Raw genomic sequence first — 14,943 nt, forward strand, 5'->3', positions numbered from 1 at the left:
TAGCGATGAGAGGCGCACTTGACCAGCTTTATACGGGGAAATACGACGAGTGCTGCGCTATGCTTCGCGCCGTTACGCTTTACCGATTTTTTACAGTCAACAAAACGTCTGTAACAACAAGTAAAACAGCGCATGCTGCACGGCAAAGCATAGTGTTTTTTTCCAAGTCCGGATCTGGGTGTAGGAGTGGTGGATGGGTCAGGCAAGTAGTCAGGCGGCGGGTGCCGAGCATTCGGCGGCCAAGCCGATCGGCATGCTGGTCGCGGCGGTCGGGGTGGTGTATGGCGATATCGGCACGAGCCCGCTGTACACCCTCAAAGAAGTGTTTTCCGGTGGCTACGGCGTGCCCGTCACCCATGACGGGGTGCTGGGGATTCTGGCGCTGATCTTCTGGTCGCTGATCTGGGTCGTCTCGATCAAGTACATGATGTTTGTCCTGCGCGCCGATAACCAGGGCGAAGGCGGGATAATGGCCTTGACCGCCCTGGCCCGTCGGGCAGCGGCGGGGCATGCGAAATTACGCACCTTGCTGGTGGTCTGCGGGCTGATCGGTGCGGCGTTGTTCTACGGCGACAGCATGATCACGCCGGCGATTTCCGTACTCTCGGCCATTGAAGGCCTGGGACTGGCATTCGAGGGTATCGACCATTGGGTGGTGCCGCTGTCGTTGATCGTGCTGGTGGCGCTGTTCCTCATTCAACGTCACGGCACCGCGCGCATCGGCATTCTGTTCGGGCCGATCATGGTCACCTGGTTTGTGGTGCTGGGGGCGCTGGGGGTCTATGGCATCCTGCAACACCCGGAAGTGTTGCAGGCCTTGAACCCGGTGTGGGGCGTGCGTTTTTTCGTCGTGCATCCGGGCATGGGCGTGGCGATCCTCGGCGCGGTGGTGCTGGCGTTGACCGGTGCCGAAGCGCTGTACGCCGACATGGGCCACTTCGGTCGCAAGCCGATTGCCCGCGCGTGGTTCCTCCTGGTGTTGCCGGCGCTGGTACTGAACTACTTCGGCCAGGGCGCGCTGCTGCTTGGTGACCCGGAAGCCGCCCGCAACCCGTTCTACCTGCTGGCGCCGAGCTGGGCCTTGATTCCATTGGTCGGCCTGTCGACCCTGGCGACGGTAATCGCTTCCCAGGCAGTGATCTCCGGGGCGTTCTCCCTGACCCGCCAAGCGATCCAGCTCGGCTACATTCCGCGCATGCGTATCCAGCACACCTCCAGCGCCGAACAAGGCCAGATCTACATCGGCGCTGTGAACTGGGCGCTGATGGTCGGCGTGATCCTGTTGGTCCTGGGGTTCGAATCCTCCGGCGCCCTGGCCTCGGCCTACGGTGTGGCCGTGACCGGCACCATGCTGATGACCACGATCCTGGTGTCGGCGGTAATGTTGTTGCTGTGGAAATGGCCGCCGGTCCTCGCTGTGCCGGTGTTGTTCGGCTTCCTGTTGGTGGACGGTCTGTACTTCGCCGCCAACGTGCCGAAGATCGTTCAGGGCGGGGCATTTCCGGTGATCGCCGGTATTGTGCTGTTCGTGCTGATGACGACCTGGAAGCGCGGCAAGCAATTGCTGGTCGACCGGATCGACGAGGGCGGATTGCCACTGCCGATTTTCATCAGCAGCATCGCCGTCCAGCCACCGCATCGCGTCCAGGGCACCGCCGTGTTCCTCACCGCCCGGCCGGATGCCGTGCCCCACGCGCTGTTGCACAACCTGCTGCATAACCAGGTATTGCACGAGCAAGTGGTGCTGCTGACGGTGGTCTACGAAGACATTCCGCGGGTGCCGCCGACACGGCGCTTCGAGGTCGAATCCCACGGCGAAGGCTTCTTCCGGGTGATCCTGCACTTTGGTTTCGTCGACGAGCCGGACGTGCCGCAGGCGCTGAAACTGTGTCATCTCGATGACCTGGACTTCAGCCCGATGCGCACCACCTACTTCCTCAGCCGCGAGACGGTCATTGCCTCCAAGCTCGTAGGCATGGCCCGCTGGCGCGAGGTGCTGTTCGCCTTCATGTTGCAGAACGCCAATGGCAATTTGCGGTTCTTTAATCTGCCGTTGAATCGGGTGATTGAGTTGGGTACCCAGGTAGAAATGTAAGCCCCATCAAAAAAGCCCCCGTTGCCATGTGAAGGCAGCGGGGGCTTTTTTGTGGGCGGAACCTGATCTGAATCCAGTGAAGATCCCTGTGGGAGCGGGCTTGCCCGCGATAGCGGTATGTCTGCCACATCAATGTTGGATCTGCTGCCGTCATCGCGGGCAAGCCCGCTCCCACAGGGATATGTAGTGTTTGCAGGAATGAAAAAGCCCCCGCTACCGTGAGGTATCGAGGGCTCTTTTGTCAGCGAAGCTCAGATCATTCCTGAGCCGCCGTTTACTTCGCCTGACGCTTCTCGATTACATCCACCAACCGCTGGGCCAAAGCCGGATAGTTCTCATCAAAGTGATGCCCGCCCGGCAGCTTCATCGCTTCGCCCACGGCCGTCTTGTCAGTACAGCCGCTCTCATCGACTTCCTCTTCGCCATAGATGCACACCACTTTCTCCGCCGGCAACTTGGCCATTTCCGGGCCGGTGGCGGCTTCCTTGCCGGCGTTGCCGAGCCAGCCTTCGACTTCGATTTCGAAGCTGCCAGTGCGGGCGAAGGCCAACAGGATAATGGCGTCGACCCGTTGTTGCTCCGCGGGCTCCAGGCGGTTGTAGATGGCTGGCAGGACGTCGGCGCCGAACGAGTAACCGGTGAGGATGAAGCGTTTGGTGCCCCATTTCTGCCGGTAATGCTGCATCAGTTCGGCCAGGTCCAGGGCGCTTTGCTCAGGGCTCTTGTGTTGCCAGTAGTAGCGCAGGGTGTCGATGCCGACCACCGGGTAGCCGATCTTGGCCATCTCTCCCGCCACGTCGCGGTCCAGGTCGCGCCAGCCGCCGTCGCCGGAGAGGAACAGGGTGACGGTGTCCCGGGCCTGGCCGGCCGGCACTTCGACCACCGGAATCTGCAGCCCGCCCGTGGCTTTGTCGCCGCCGACCAGGAGTTTGCGCAGTTCGTTGTTCAGCACTTGCGGCAGGTTGATGTCGTAGTCGCTGATGCTGGTTTCGGCGTTCGGTTGGTCGCGCACGAAGCCGGCGCTGGTGTCGTCCGGGTTGTCGTTCCAGGCCACCAGCCAGTGACCGTGAGAGGCGCTTTTCGGCAGCAGGTGCGTGCAGCCGGGTTTTTCCAGGGCCAGGTCCACCGACACGGCCTGGGCCTTGTCGTTCTTCTGCTCGGACAGCCAGCGCCATGCCAGCACAGCACCGGGGCCGATGCCGCTGACCAGGGTCGCCGGGCCGTTCAGCGCCCTCAGGCCCGATTGCAGGGCGCGACTTTGCAGCAGGCAGTCTTTGGGCAGGATCACCTGGACGATCTGCGCCGAGCCGCTGCGGCTGAGGGTCAGCAGTTGTTTGTCGCTGAGTTTCTGCTCGGCGTTGACCGCCACCAGCACCTGGGCGCGTGGTGTGCTGCCGGGGATGACTCGCGTCAGCGCCGCACCGTCGGCGGGTGTCAGCTGTTCGAGGGTCGGTTCGGGTGCCGGACGTTTGAGGTACCAGTAACCGCCACCGAGGATCAGGGCCAGCACTAGCAGTGTGCCCAGTACGTACCGCAGGGAGCGTTGAATCATCAGCGTTTCACCAATCCAGTCAAGCCGCCCGCAATCAGGGCAGCAGTGTCGGCCAGGGCTACCAGCGGATCGAGTCCGGCGGGCACGGCCATATAACGGGGTTCCCAGTCAGGCTGGAACTTGTCTTTGAAGCGGCGCAAGCCTTGGAAGTTGTAGAGCTGCTCACCACGGCGGAACACCATCGAGCCCAGGCGCTGGGTCAGCGGAGCGCCGCGACGGGGTTGCAACCCCGACAGCGGCACCATGCCCAGGCTGAAGCGTGCGTATCCATGATTTTTATAATGCTGGATCAGACCGACCATCATGAACTCCATGGTCAGCTTGGGGGCCTCCGGGTGCGCGCGCATCAGGTCGAGGCTGGCCAGGTCATGGCCATAGGTCTCGAGCAGGTTGGCGAACGCCACCGGGCGCCCTTCGAAGCGAATCACCGCGATGCGGAAATGCTTGAGGTAGTCATCGCTGAAACGGCCGAGGGAGAAGCCTTTCTCGCGCACGTTTTTGCCGGTCAGCCAGGCATCGGAGATCACCTTGAGCTCATCCATCGGTGCTTGCCCCGGCTCATGGATCTCCAGCGACAGGCCGTCGCGGGTGCCACGGTTCCAGGTGTAGCGCAGGTCCTTCATCTCTTTGCCCTTGGCCTCGAGGTCGAAGCGCTGCAGATCGACCCGGGCTTCTTCGCCGAGCTTGATCGCCGTCAGGCCGATGTCCATGTAATAAGGCAGGTTCTCGGCGCGCACCTGATAGAACACCGGGCGGGCGTGGTGAAGGTCACACAGGTCGCGGAACTGCCAGATCATCTCGGCCCGTTGCAGGGCCGGGCCGATCGGGTCGTACAGGGCCACCAGGCTGCGACCACGGCGGGCGTACATCAGGAACGCCTGGTCGTCAGGGTGAAACAGCAACGCCTTGTCACCGGTCAGGGCCAGGCCGCCATCCGGTTGGGCGGATGCCATGAGGATCCTGGTCGCACGCTCCAGCTCCTCGGGCGTCGGCAGGTGGATCACCGGGCGCGCGGTGCGCAGCAGCCAGGTGAGGGATACCACCAGCAACAGGACGGCGGCACCCAGCAGCGAGCGCAAGCCACGGGGGGCATCGGCGTCGAGGGCGAACTGCCACCAGAGTTGATGGCTGTAGGGAACGTCCTGGTAGGCGAACAGCAGCAGCCAGATCGACGCCCCGAGCACGCACAGGCTGGACACCAGATACAGCGGCGAAAAGGGCAGCTCGGTCAGGCGGCTGGGGCGATAGAACGAGCTGCGGAAAACCCCCAGCAGGCTCGCGGTCAGCGTCATCAGACAGGCTTCTTCCCAGTCGAAGCCCTTGAGCAGCGAGAGCAGGGCGCCCACCAGCAACAGGATGGTGGTCAGCATCCATGCCGCCGACAGACGCCGACGCAGGCCTTGGGCCAGCAGCAGGCACAGCACGCCGACCAGGCTGGCGCCGAAGTGCGAGGCGTCGACCAGTCGATGCGGGATCAGAAAACCGATGTGCTCCAGGCGCGTATCGATTTCCGGGGTGACGCCGGAGAACAGCAGGACTACGCCAGACAGGAACACCAGCACCGCCAGGATCGGTGCGGCCAGGCCAGACGCGGCACGCAGTGTCTGGCGTGTCTGAAACACGCGCTGGCCTTCGTTGATCAACAGCAGCAAACAGGCCACCAGCAACGGCAGCACCACATAGATGAGGCGATAGAGCAGCAGCGCGGCAGCCAGGGGGGCGGCACCGAGCTTGTCGGCGAAGGCGGCCAGCAAGATGGCCTCGAACACCCCGACACCGCCGGGCACGTGGCTGAGTACCCCGGCCGCCAGGGCCAGCAGGTACACCAGCAGGAAGGCGCCAAAGGGCGGCGCTTCTGGCAGCAGCAGATAAAGCACGGTCGCGGCGGCGGCCACGTCCAGGGCGGTGATGAGCAATTGCAGGAACGTCAGGCGACGCCCTGGCAGGCGCAAGGTGCGGCGACCGGCCTTGACCAGCAGATTATCCGGGTAGGGCTGTTCCGGCAGGCGACGACGGTAGATGCCGATCGCCAGCACGGTAAACAGCAGCAGTACGGCGACGGCGACCGCCCCCAGCAATGTCTCGGACAGGCCCAGGGCGACGGAAGCGGCAGGCAGGTTGCTGAGTGTGGCCAGGGCCGCGAGCGGGGGCAGGGCACAACCGAGCGAGAGGCTGGCAAACAGCGTCATGTGGGCGACTTCCGAAGCCCCCAGGCCATGACGCGCATACAAACGGTAGCGAACCGAGCCTCCCGAGAGCATCGAAAGACCAATTGCATTGCCGATGGCGAATGCGGTGAATCCGCCCAGGGCGAGGATGCGCGGCGCCAGTGTCACGCCGGCATACCGACTGGCCGACCATTCGTAGCCGAGCAAAATGATGAAGCCGACCACGGTCGCAGCCAGTGCGCCGAGCAGCGCCGGTTGCGGTACTTCGAGCATCGAGTCGTGCAGCGCGTACAGATCGAGTTCGCTCAGCAGGTGACGACAGGCGATCAGCGCAATAGCGAACAACAGCAGCGTGACGGCCAGCCCCAGGGGTTGGCGGTATTTGCTGATCAGGTCCAGCAAGCGCAGACGTTCGGCCTTGATCGGTTGTGTGGCAGTGACGGTGTCTTGTGGATCAGACGAATTGGTGCGCATCAATCACCTCTTGGATTGTGCGCGACAGGATGGGGGTATCCAGTCAAGTTACCAATCCCTTTGGAAAAAAATAGTTACAAATATACCCGTCTCTCACCGGGATCCGGCGACGGCACATCCCCGATCGTAGAGGATTTGGTCTGGGATCGAAGGAAATTGTAGGAGCGAGCTTGCTCCGGGCGGCGTTCCGACGATGGAATCAAGGGCGCCGTGTTTAACCAGTAAGCGCGCGTTGTCGTTAACGACCATCGCGAGCAAGCTCGCTCCTACAGGGGGGGGCATTCGCCGCAGGATGACAGGTCATTGTTGCGAAGGGACTTTTTCAACAGACACAAAAAAGGCCACTCTTTCGAGTAGCCTTTTTTGATGTTTGGTTGCGGGAGCCGGATTTGAACCGACGACCTTCGGGTTATGAGCCCGACGAGCTACCAGACTGCTCCATCCCGCGTCTGTGTGGCGGCATTCTACAGGCGAACGGCGGAGTGTCAACCGTTAATCCTGAACCTGGTCAAATAAGTATAAATCAACTGCAAGCTCCGGCAGTGGGTACCTAAGTTTCGGAATCGGAAACGATTTCTGATTTTTGCACTGCTGATGCGTAAACCCCGCACTCGTACAAAACAGACGCGCACAAAAAAGGCCACTCTTTCGAGTAGCCTTTTTTGATGTTTGGTTGCGGGAGCCGGATTTGAACCGACGACCTTCGGGTTATGAGCCCGACGAGCTACCAGACTGCTCCATCCCGCGTCTGTGTGGCGGCATTCTACAGGCGAACGGCGGAGTGTCAACCGTTAATCCTGAACCTGGTCAAATAAGTATAAATCAACTGCAAGCTCCGGCAGTGGGTACCTAAGTTTCGGAATCGGAAACGATTTCTGATTTTTGCACTGCTGATGCGTAAACCCCGCACTCGTACAAAACAGACGCGCACAAAAAAGGCCACTCTTTCGAGTAGCCTTTTTTGATGTTTGGTTGCGGGAGCCGGATTTGAACCGACGACCTTCGGGTTATGAGCCCGACGAGCTACCAGACTGCTCCATCCCGCGTCTGTGTGTCGGATTCTACAGAGGATGGCGCGGGTGTCAAGCCTAATCCTGAAAAAACCTGTTCCTGTTCAATCGCTTAGCTCTCCAAGGGGAGGTTCTGCAGGCCTGTGAGGCAGGTGTGGCAAGGCCTCCGGCTCTATTGGGTAGAGCTGTTCGATTGAGAAATTAAATTCACCCGGTACTTTTCCTACGCGTGAAAAAGAACATTCGGAGTACTGGTGCTATATACAGGTGTCAGTGAGATACTGCCCATCCGACAAGACCTGACTGCATTTCTTGCCCATGAATACCGCTTTTATATGACCCAGCGAAAAATCATTCACGTCGATTGTGACTGTTTCTACGCCGCCATCGAGATGCGTGACGACCCGCGCCTGGCCGGTAAACCGCTGGCGGTGGGTGGGTCGGCGGATCGGCGGGGCGTGATCGCCACCTGCAATTATGAAGCGCGGGCGTATGGCGTGCGTTCGGCCATGTCCTCGGGGCACGCCTTGAAACTGTGCCCGGACCTGACCATCGTCAAGCCGCGCATGGACGCCTATAGAGAAGCGTCAAAGGAAATTCACACGATCTTTCGCGATTACACTGACTTGATCGAGCCGCTTTCCCTCGATGAGGCGTACCTCGACGTGTCGGACAGTGCGCATTTCGGTGGGAGCGCCACGCGCATTGCCCAGGACATCCGGCGCCGGGTGTCCAATCAGTTGCACATCACCGTCTCTGCGGGGGTGGCGCCGAACAAGTTTCTCGCCAAGATCGCCAGCGACTGGAAGAAACCCAATGGCCTGTTCGTCATTACGCCGGATCAGGTGGAGGACTTTGTCAGCGGTTTGCCGGTCAGCAAGCTGCACGGGGTGGGCAAGGTGACGGCCGACAAGCTGGGCCGGCTCGGTATCGTCGACTGCTCGCATTTGCGCGAATGGGACAAGTTGGCGCTGGTGCGCGAATTCGGCAGCTTTGGCGAGCGGCTCTGGAGCCTGGCCCGTGGGATCGATTACCGTCTGGTGCACAACGACAGTCGCCGCCAGTCGATCAGTGTGGAAAATACCTATGACGTGGATCTGCCGGATCTTGTGAGTTGCCTGGATAAATTACCCGAGCTGCTCGAAACCCTGGCCGGACGCATGGCGCGAATCGACAGCAGTTATCGGCCGGGCAAGCCGTTCGTCAAAGTGAAATTCCATGATTTTACCCAGACCACGCTGGAGCAGGCCGGGGCAGGGCGGGATCTGGGGAGTTATCAGCTGTTGCTGACCCAGGCGTTCAATCGCGGCGGGAAGCCGGTGCGGTTGTTGGGGATAGGGGTCAGGCTGGAGGATTTGCGGGGTGGGTTTGAGCAGATGGAGTTGTTTGAGCGGTAGTGGCAGAGTTTTGATGTCGCGGTGAATGTCAGGCCGCCATCGCGGGCAAGCCCGCTCCCACAGGTATCCGCTGCGAACACATTATTTGTGATTGCTTCAAATCCTTGTGGGAGCGGGCTTGCCCGCGATGCGTTTCAGGCTTTAATTCGGTCCCGGATTCGCCACCAGTCGCCCGCCATCCTTGGTCAATGACTTGAGGAACTCTGCCTGCAACTCCGGATCGTTGCGAGTCAGCTCGATAAGGCTCTGCTCCAGCTCCGTAGCTTCCTCTTCCAGACCCAGTTCCGACAGACGCTTGACCCGGTGTACCCACTGGCTCACTTCGTCGTCTTCGAGGTCGTCGTAAATCAGCCCGTGGGCTTCAAGCAGTTTGCCACGCAAACCACTGCTGACCGCCAGGGACGAGTCGGAATGCACGTCGTCCCGGGCATCGGCGACAGTGATCAGCAGTCGGCTCAGATGGTTGATGTCATGTTCGGCGAACGGACTGTCCAGCAGGTTGACGCGCAAAATGCCGTTTTTGTCGGTATTGAGCTGGAAGGTTTCCTTGCCGGCCTTGACCTCGACCGGACGCTCGCTCCAGGGCAGGCTCGAGTGCTCGGTGCGCTTGTCCAGCTGGACTTCGTCGATGCCGGCCAGGTTCTGCTGCGCGCGACCGTTGGACGGCGCGTTCATGAACGGGTTGAGCCCGGCGAAACCGTAGCTGAACCAGTCCCGGGTCACACTGTCCGGAAGATTGCCGAGGGCGAACACGTTGAGCACGTTCGCGCCGACACCGCCCACCACCGCCACCGCGCCCAGCGGAATTTCGTAGATCTCCCGCCAGGGTTGGTACGGCGTGTAGCGATCATAGTGGCGCGTGACTTCGAATTCGGTGACTTCGAAAGTCTTTTGCTCATGGATTTTCACCCGCCGCTGCGGCAGCTCAAGCACCTTGGGCTCGCCGACATCGATCTGCAGGCTGTGATCGAGCAATTTGCGCTCGACACGTTCCTCGTGCTCGCTGCGTTGCGACATGTGATTGGCACAGCCGCTGACCAGCAGGGTGCCGCACAAGGCGGCACCACCGAGGCCTAAGGTGTTTCGCTTGAACATGACTTCTCTATCTGGTGTCAGCGGCGGATACGGGCCTGGAGGAAAGGCAGCACGTCAGCGACCGGCAGCGCTTGCGCCTCGGGCTCGGTGCGGCTCTTGTATTCCAGGTTGCCTTCGGCGAGGCCACGGTCACTGACCACGATCCGGTGAGGGATGCCGATCAGCTCCATGTCCGCGAACTTGATGCCCGGGCTGGTTTTCTTGTCGCGGTCGTCCAGCAGCACTTCGAAGCCGGCGGCAGTCAGTTCTGCGTACAGCTTGTCGGTGGCTTCGCGAACCTGTTCGGTTTCGTAGCGCAGGGGTACCAGGGCGACCTGGAAGGGTGCCAGGGTATCGCTCCAGATAATGCCGTTGGCGTCGTTGTTCTGCTCGATGGCCGCGGCCACCACGCGGGATACGCCAATGCCATAGCAGCCCATTTCCAGGGTCACCGGCTTGCCGTTCTCGCCCAGCACTTCGCACTTCATCGCTTTGCTGTACTTGTTGCCCAGCTGGAAGATGTGCCCGACTTCGATGCCGCGCTTGATTTCCAGGGTGCCCTTGCCATCCGCGCTTGGATCGCCGGCCACGACGTTACGCAGGTCGGCCACGGTCGGAACCGGCAGGTCACGTTCCCAGTTCACGCCGAAGTAGTGCTTGTCGTCGATGTTGGCACCGATGCCGAAATCGCTCATCAGCTCGACGGAACGGTCGATGATGATCGGCAGCGGCAGATTCAGCGGGCCGAGGGAGCCGGCGCCGGCGCCAATGGCGTCGCGCAGTTCGGCTTCGGACGCCATCACCAGCGGGCTGGCAACGCCTGGCTGGTTGGCGGCCTTGATTTCGTTCAGCTCGTGGTCGCCACGGATGATCAGGGCAATCAGCTTGCCTTTCTCTTCCGCGTGAACCACCAGGGTCTTGATGGTCTTTTCGATCGGCAGGTTGAAGCCTTCGACCAGTTGCGCGATGGTCTTGGCGTTCGGCGTGTCGACCAGACGCAGCTCTTCGGTCGCTGCTGCACGGGACGTTTCCCGCGGCACGGCTTCGGCTTTTTCGATGTTGGCGGCGTAGTCGGAGCCGTTGCTGAAGACGATATCGTCTTCGCCGGATTCGGCCAGCACGTGGAACTCGTGGGAACCGGCGCCGCCGATGGAGCCGTTATCGGCTTCAACCGCGCGGAACTTCAGGCCCAGGCGGGTGAACACATTGCAGTACGCCTGGTACATGCGGTCGTAAGTGACCTGCAGCGAAGGCTGATCGGCATGGAAGGAGTAGGCGTCCTTCATGATGAATTCGCGGCCGCGCATCAAGCCGAAGCGTGGGCGGATTTCGTCACGGAATTTGGTCTGGATCTGATACAGGTTGATCGGCAGCTGTTTGTAGCTGCTCAACTCGTTGCGCATCAGGTCGGTGATCACTTCTTCGTGGGTCGGGCCGGCGCAGAAGTCGCGGCCGTGACGATCCTTGAAGCGCAGCAATTCCGGGCCGTATTCTTCCCAGCGTCCGGATTCCTGCCACAGCTCAGCCGGTTGCGTGCTCGGCATCAACACTTCAAGAGAACCCGCGGCGTTCATTTCTTCACGAACGATGGCTTCGACCTTGCGCATCACTCGCAAGCCCATCGGCAGCCAGGTGTACAGGCCCGAGGCGAGTTTGCGGATCATGCCGGCGCGCAGCATCAGCTGATGGCTGATCACGACCGCATCGGAAGGCGTTTCTTTCTGTGTGGCGAGCAAAAATTGACTGGTGCGCATGGTTGGCCGTTGTCGGTTGCTGATGACGAGAAATGACGGAGCATTGTACGGGCGAGATCTTCCGGCGTACAGGCGTGCGGTCGGCGGGGTCGCAAAGGGCGAGAATCGACGCGCCCTTGGCGAAATTTCTTACGTAAATAGCCTAGGATTCTTCCGCGACCTGGGTCGGCACCGGCTCCGGCGTCGGACCGGCGCGGCGGTTCTCCTGGTACCAGTGCACGGCGATCAACACCAGCGTTGGAACGCCTAGCAGTGCGGTAATGAGGAAGAAATCGTGATAGCCGTATTTTTCCACCATGACCCCTGAGTAGCCGCCGATCAGGCGTGGCAGCAACAGCATGATCGAGCTGAGCAGCGCGTACTGGGTGGCGGAGAACTTGAGGTTGGTGAGGCTCGACAGGTAGGCGACGAACGCCGAAGTCGCCAGGCCCGAACTGAAGTTGTCGAGGGAGATGGTGCCGATCAGCATGTTCAGGTTGGCGCCCATGTCGGCGAGCATCAGGAACAGCAGGTTGGTGCCGGCCGACGTGATGCCGCCGATGAACAGGATCGGCAGGATACCGAATCGCACGATCAGCAGGCCGCCCATGCCGGCGCCGACCAGCGTCATGATCAGGCCGAAGATTTTGCTGACGCTGGCAATCTGATCCTTGGTGAAACCCTGGTCGATGTAGAACACGTTGGCCATAACGCCCATGACCGTGTCGGACATCCGGTAGGTGGCGATCAGCCCGAGCAGCAGCAGCGCTTGCCAGCGGTACCGCAGAATGAAGTCGTTGACCGGCGTCAGCACTGGTGCCAGGCCGCGGCGGCCCATGGATGACAGGCACAGCGCGGTCAGGGTGATGTAGAGGATCGCCCGCAGGAATGCGCGGTCTTCGAGCAACAGGTCGAGCAGGCTTTCGTCCTGGAACAGCACGCTGGCGAAGTCGGTGTTGTAGAGCTGGGTGAACAAGGCCGGGACGGAGACCAGCAGCACGATCAGCACGAATACCGAAGCCAGTTGATGCACGAAGCTGTAGCGCCCGGCCTGCAGCTGCGTGCGCAGCGGTACGGGTGGTTCGCGCATGAAAAAGGAGGTCAGCAGCGCTGGGACCATCAGTGCGCCGAACAGGATGTAAGTGCCGGCCCAAGCCGAATGTTTATAGTTGAAACCGGTGGAGCCGAAGCCTTCGGCGAAGAACAGCGCGCCGGCGGTGGCCAGCAACGCGGCGATCCGGTAGCCGGCCATGTAACTGGCGGCCAGCGCTGCCTGGCGGCTGTCTTCGGCGATTTCCAGGCGATAAGCGTCTACGGCGATGTCTTGCGTCGCCGAGGCGAAGGCGACGACCACCGCGATCGCGATCAGCCAGGCCAAATGTTTTTGCGGGTCGCAGAAACCCATCCCGATCAGGCCGAGAATCACCAGTGCCTGGGAGAGCACCAGCCAGGAGCGGCGGCGACCGAGTTTGCCGAGCAGTGGCAGGCGCCATTGATCGAGCAGCGGTGACCAGACCCATTTAAAGGCGTAGGCCAGACCGATAAGGCTTGCATAGCCGATGGTTTCGCGAGCCACGCCGGCTTCACGCAGCCAGACTGAAAGTGTCGAAAACACCAGCATGTAGGGTAGGCCGGCGGCGAAACCAAGCAACAACAGCACAAGCGTTGAAGGGCTGGCATAGGCGGCGAGCGCGGCGCGCCAGGTTTTACGGGGCATGGGCTGGAGTCTGCCTCAAGAATTACGGAAACAAAGCGCGCACTCTAACCGCTGTGCTCTACCGGGCGCCAGCCATGGCGCTGAATATCAACACGATTATTCTGGACACTGATGCCCTCCATGCGCAAACGCGCCCGTTGTTCATCCCCTGAAACACTGCCCACCGGCAGGCTGATGCGCCCGCCGGCACCGAGTACGCGGTGCCAGGGCAATTTGCTGTCAGGGGGCAGTTGGCTCAGTGTCCGGCCAACCCAGCGGGCGGCACGACCCAGCCCGGCCAGCTCGGCGAGTTGACCGTAACTCACGACTTTGCCCGCGGGCACTTGCGCCAGCGTCAGGTAGAGGGCTGTACGTCGGATTTGCGCCGGGGTCTGGTGTTCAGCGGTTGAATCGGTCACGTCCGCAGTTCCTGGAGGGATTTTCATTACCGTCCGTAGAGTAATGCCTGGATCTGCAATTGAGAAATGAACTCAATAGAAATAGTCGGGTCAGTGCTTGCTGGGGTCTTATTCCTATGGATAATGCCGACTTTTTTTCGCAATCTTGAGCCTGTTTTTGCTTATGGTGTCCAGAACCCTGCTGTGCCTCGCTGTCTTCACTGCTTCCACCCCCTTACTTGCCGACACCGTCTGGTTGAAAAACGGTGACAAGCTGAGCGGCAAGATCACTTTGTTCGACGGTGGCAAGCTGCTGATCCAGACCGAGTATGCCGGCGCGGTCCCGATCGACTGGAAGCAAGTCAAAACCCTGGAAAGCGATCAGCAGTTGCTGGTCAAGCAGGATGCCTACACTGGCGAAAAGGCCAAGGCGCTGCATGCGGCGGAAGATGGCAAGGTGACTCTTGCCAACGGCGACGGTCCCAAGACCGTGGAGCTGGCCAGTATCCAGCAAATGCTCAAGCCCAAGCCGGTGGTCGAAGACCTCGTGTGGAAGGGCAATATCGATGTGGCTCTGGACTATCAGCGCGCAGAAAACGATACCGATGACTATGACGTCGACTTCAAGACCAGTGCCCGTCATGGCAGATGGCGTCATACCGCAGAGGGCGAGTACAACCGCGAATTCCAGGATGACGTGGTCACCACGGACAACTGGCGTGGCGAGTACTCGCTCGATCGCTTCCTGACCGACAAATGGTTCTGGCAGGGTCGCCTGGTGTACAAGCGTGACAAGGTCGAAGACCTTGCCCGTCAGCGCACGGTCGGTACCGGTCCCGGTTATCAGTTCTGGGATGACGAACTGGGTGCGTTCTCCCTGGGCTCGCTGCTCAACCGCACCGATTACGAATACGCCGATGGCGGCAAGGATAATTTCTACTCGGTGGCCATGAAGTGGGACTACAACCGCTACCTGGTCGCAAAGAAAGTAGAGTTCTTCACCAATGGCGAGGTGGGCAAGCCGCTGGGCAACGTGGCGGATTATGCGCTGGATGCCGAAGTCGGGCTGCGCTACAAGGTGACGGATTGGGCGTCGCTGAACCTGAAGGCCGAGAGAGACATCATCAAGGGTAGCGATGAGGCTGACCTGAGCAAGACGCGTTATACGGCTGGGTTTGGCGTTACCTGGTAACGGCTCAAGATCAAAAAAATCGCAGTCTGCGGCAGCTCCGGGATGTATGAAAATCCCATGTAGGAGCTTTCGCAGGCTGCGATCTTTTTTGTGCCGACAAAACAGACGGGCACAAAAAAGCCCCGCTTTTGAGGGCGGGGCTTTTTACTAAAGC

General features: G+C 60.7%; 9 protein-coding genes and 3 tRNA genes. 3 read left to right on the forward strand and 9 right to left on the reverse strand.

Annotated elements, in window-relative coordinates; translation table 11 throughout:
• The first annotated feature begins 193 nt into the window (after positions 1 to 193).
• Positions 194 to 2,095, forward strand: coding sequence for a potassium transporter Kup (locus PMA3_RS05075; protein WP_064676143.1), 1,902 nt, complete (start codon positions 194 to 196; stop codon positions 2,093 to 2,095).
• A 274-nt stretch (positions 2,096 to 2,369) separates the two neighbouring features.
• Here the strand turns inward: PMA3_RS05075 and PMA3_RS05080 are convergent, their stop codons facing one another.
• The 5 genes from PMA3_RS05080 to PMA3_RS05100 all read right to left on the reverse strand — a co-directional run bounded on the left by PMA3_RS05080 (position 2,370) and on the right by PMA3_RS05100 (position 7,335).
• The gene (locus tag PMA3_RS05080) at positions 2,370 to 3,647 is read right to left on the reverse strand and encodes a virulence factor family protein (RefSeq protein WP_064676144.1); all 1,278 of its coding nucleotides are present in this window, start codon (positions 3,645 to 3,647) and stop codon (positions 2,370 to 2,372) included.
• On the reverse strand, positions 3,647 to 6,289 hold the full coding sequence (gene mprF, locus PMA3_RS05085; protein WP_064676145.1) for a bifunctional lysylphosphatidylglycerol flippase/synthetase MprF: 2,643 nt from the start codon (positions 6,287 to 6,289) through the stop codon (positions 3,647 to 3,649). The genes PMA3_RS05080 and mprF overlap by 1 nt, the downstream gene beginning before the upstream one ends.
• A 371-nt stretch (positions 6,290 to 6,660) precedes the next feature.
• Positions 6,661 to 6,737, reverse strand: a tRNA-Met gene (locus tag PMA3_RS05090).
• 222 nt (positions 6,738 to 6,959) lie between these two features.
• A tRNA-Met gene (locus PMA3_RS05095) sits at positions 6,960 to 7,036 on the reverse strand.
• A gap of 222 nt (positions 7,037 to 7,258) precedes the next feature.
• Positions 7,259 to 7,335, reverse strand: a tRNA-Met gene (locus PMA3_RS05100).
• Between the two features lie 299 nt (positions 7,336 to 7,634).
• Here PMA3_RS05100 and dinB point away from each other — a divergent pair.
• Positions 7,635 to 8,696 (forward strand): DNA polymerase IV, encoded by a 1,062-nt coding sequence (gene dinB / locus PMA3_RS05105; RefSeq protein ID WP_064676146.1) that lies wholly within the window; start codon positions 7,635 to 7,637, stop codon positions 8,694 to 8,696.
• Between the two features lie 141 nt (positions 8,697 to 8,837).
• On the opposite strand, the gene PMA3_RS05110 is transcribed toward dinB, so the two are convergent.
• The 4 genes from PMA3_RS05110 to PMA3_RS05125 all read right to left on the reverse strand — a co-directional run bounded on the left by PMA3_RS05110 (position 8,838) and on the right by PMA3_RS05125 (position 13,645).
• Positions 8,838 to 9,791: a hypothetical protein gene (locus tag PMA3_RS05110; RefSeq protein ID WP_064676147.1), complete on the reverse strand. Its 954-nt coding sequence runs from the start codon at positions 9,789 to 9,791 to the stop codon at positions 8,838 to 8,840.
• A gap of 17 nt (positions 9,792 to 9,808) precedes the next feature.
• Positions 9,809 to 11,524: a proline--tRNA ligase gene (locus tag PMA3_RS05115; protein WP_064676148.1), complete on the reverse strand. Its 1,716-nt coding sequence runs from the start codon at positions 11,522 to 11,524 to the stop codon at positions 9,809 to 9,811.
• A gap of 142 nt (positions 11,525 to 11,666) precedes the next feature.
• Positions 11,667 to 13,220 carry an AmpG family muropeptide MFS transporter gene (locus PMA3_RS05120; RefSeq protein ID WP_064676149.1) on the reverse strand — a complete coding sequence of 518 codons (1,554 nt, stop codon included), beginning with the start codon at positions 13,218 to 13,220 and terminating at the stop codon, positions 11,667 to 11,669.
• Between the two features lie 44 nt (positions 13,221 to 13,264).
• Positions 13,265 to 13,645 carry an MGMT family protein gene (locus tag PMA3_RS05125; RefSeq protein ID WP_237140688.1) on the reverse strand — a complete coding sequence of 127 codons (381 nt, stop codon included), beginning with the start codon at positions 13,643 to 13,645 and terminating at the stop codon, positions 13,265 to 13,267.
• Between the two features lie 136 nt (positions 13,646 to 13,781).
• Here PMA3_RS05125 and PMA3_RS05130 point away from each other — a divergent pair, with 136 nt between their 5' ends.
• Complete coding sequence (locus tag PMA3_RS05130) at positions 13,782 to 14,789, forward strand: DUF481 domain-containing protein (RefSeq protein WP_064676151.1); 1,008 nt, start codon at positions 13,782 to 13,784, stop codon at positions 14,787 to 14,789.
• The last annotated feature ends 154 nt before the right edge of the window (positions 14,790 to 14,943 follow it).

Origin of the sequence: Pseudomonas silesiensis (assembly GCF_001661075.1) — a bacterium.
GTDB classification, from domain to species: Bacteria; Pseudomonadota; Gammaproteobacteria; order Pseudomonadales; family Pseudomonadaceae; genus Aquipseudomonas; species Aquipseudomonas silesiensis.

What these genes read in the sequence shown, in the direction of transcription:
- PMA3_RS05075 (WP_064676143.1), top strand. Translation starts at nt 194, where the DNA reads ATGGGTCAGGCAAGTAGTCAGGCGGCGGGTGCCGAGCATTCGGCGGCC.
- PMA3_RS05080 (WP_064676144.1), bottom strand. Translation starts at nt 3,647, where the DNA reads ATGATTCAACGCTCCCTGCGGTACGTACTGGGCACACTGCTAGTGCTG.
- mprF (WP_064676145.1), bottom strand. Translation starts at nt 6,289, where the DNA reads ATGCGCACCAATTCGTCTGATCCACAAGACACCGTCACTGCCACACAA.
- dinB (WP_064676146.1), top strand. Translation starts at nt 7,635, where the DNA reads ATGACCCAGCGAAAAATCATTCACGTCGATTGTGACTGTTTCTACGCC.
- PMA3_RS05110 (WP_064676147.1), bottom strand. Translation starts at nt 9,791, where the DNA reads ATGTTCAAGCGAAACACCTTAGGCCTCGGTGGTGCCGCCTTGTGCGGC.
- PMA3_RS05115 (WP_064676148.1), bottom strand. Translation starts at nt 11,524, where the DNA reads ATGCGCACCAGTCAATTTTTGCTCGCCACACAGAAAGAAACGCCTTCC.
- PMA3_RS05120 (WP_064676149.1), bottom strand. Translation starts at nt 13,220, where the DNA reads ATGCCCCGTAAAACCTGGCGCGCCGCGCTCGCCGCCTATGCCAGCCCT.
- PMA3_RS05125 (WP_237140688.1), bottom strand. Translation starts at nt 13,645, where the DNA reads ATGAAAATCCCTCCAGGAACTGCGGACGTGACCGATTCAACCGCTGAA.
- PMA3_RS05130 (WP_064676151.1), top strand. Translation starts at nt 13,782, where the DNA reads ATGGTGTCCAGAACCCTGCTGTGCCTCGCTGTCTTCACTGCTTCCACC.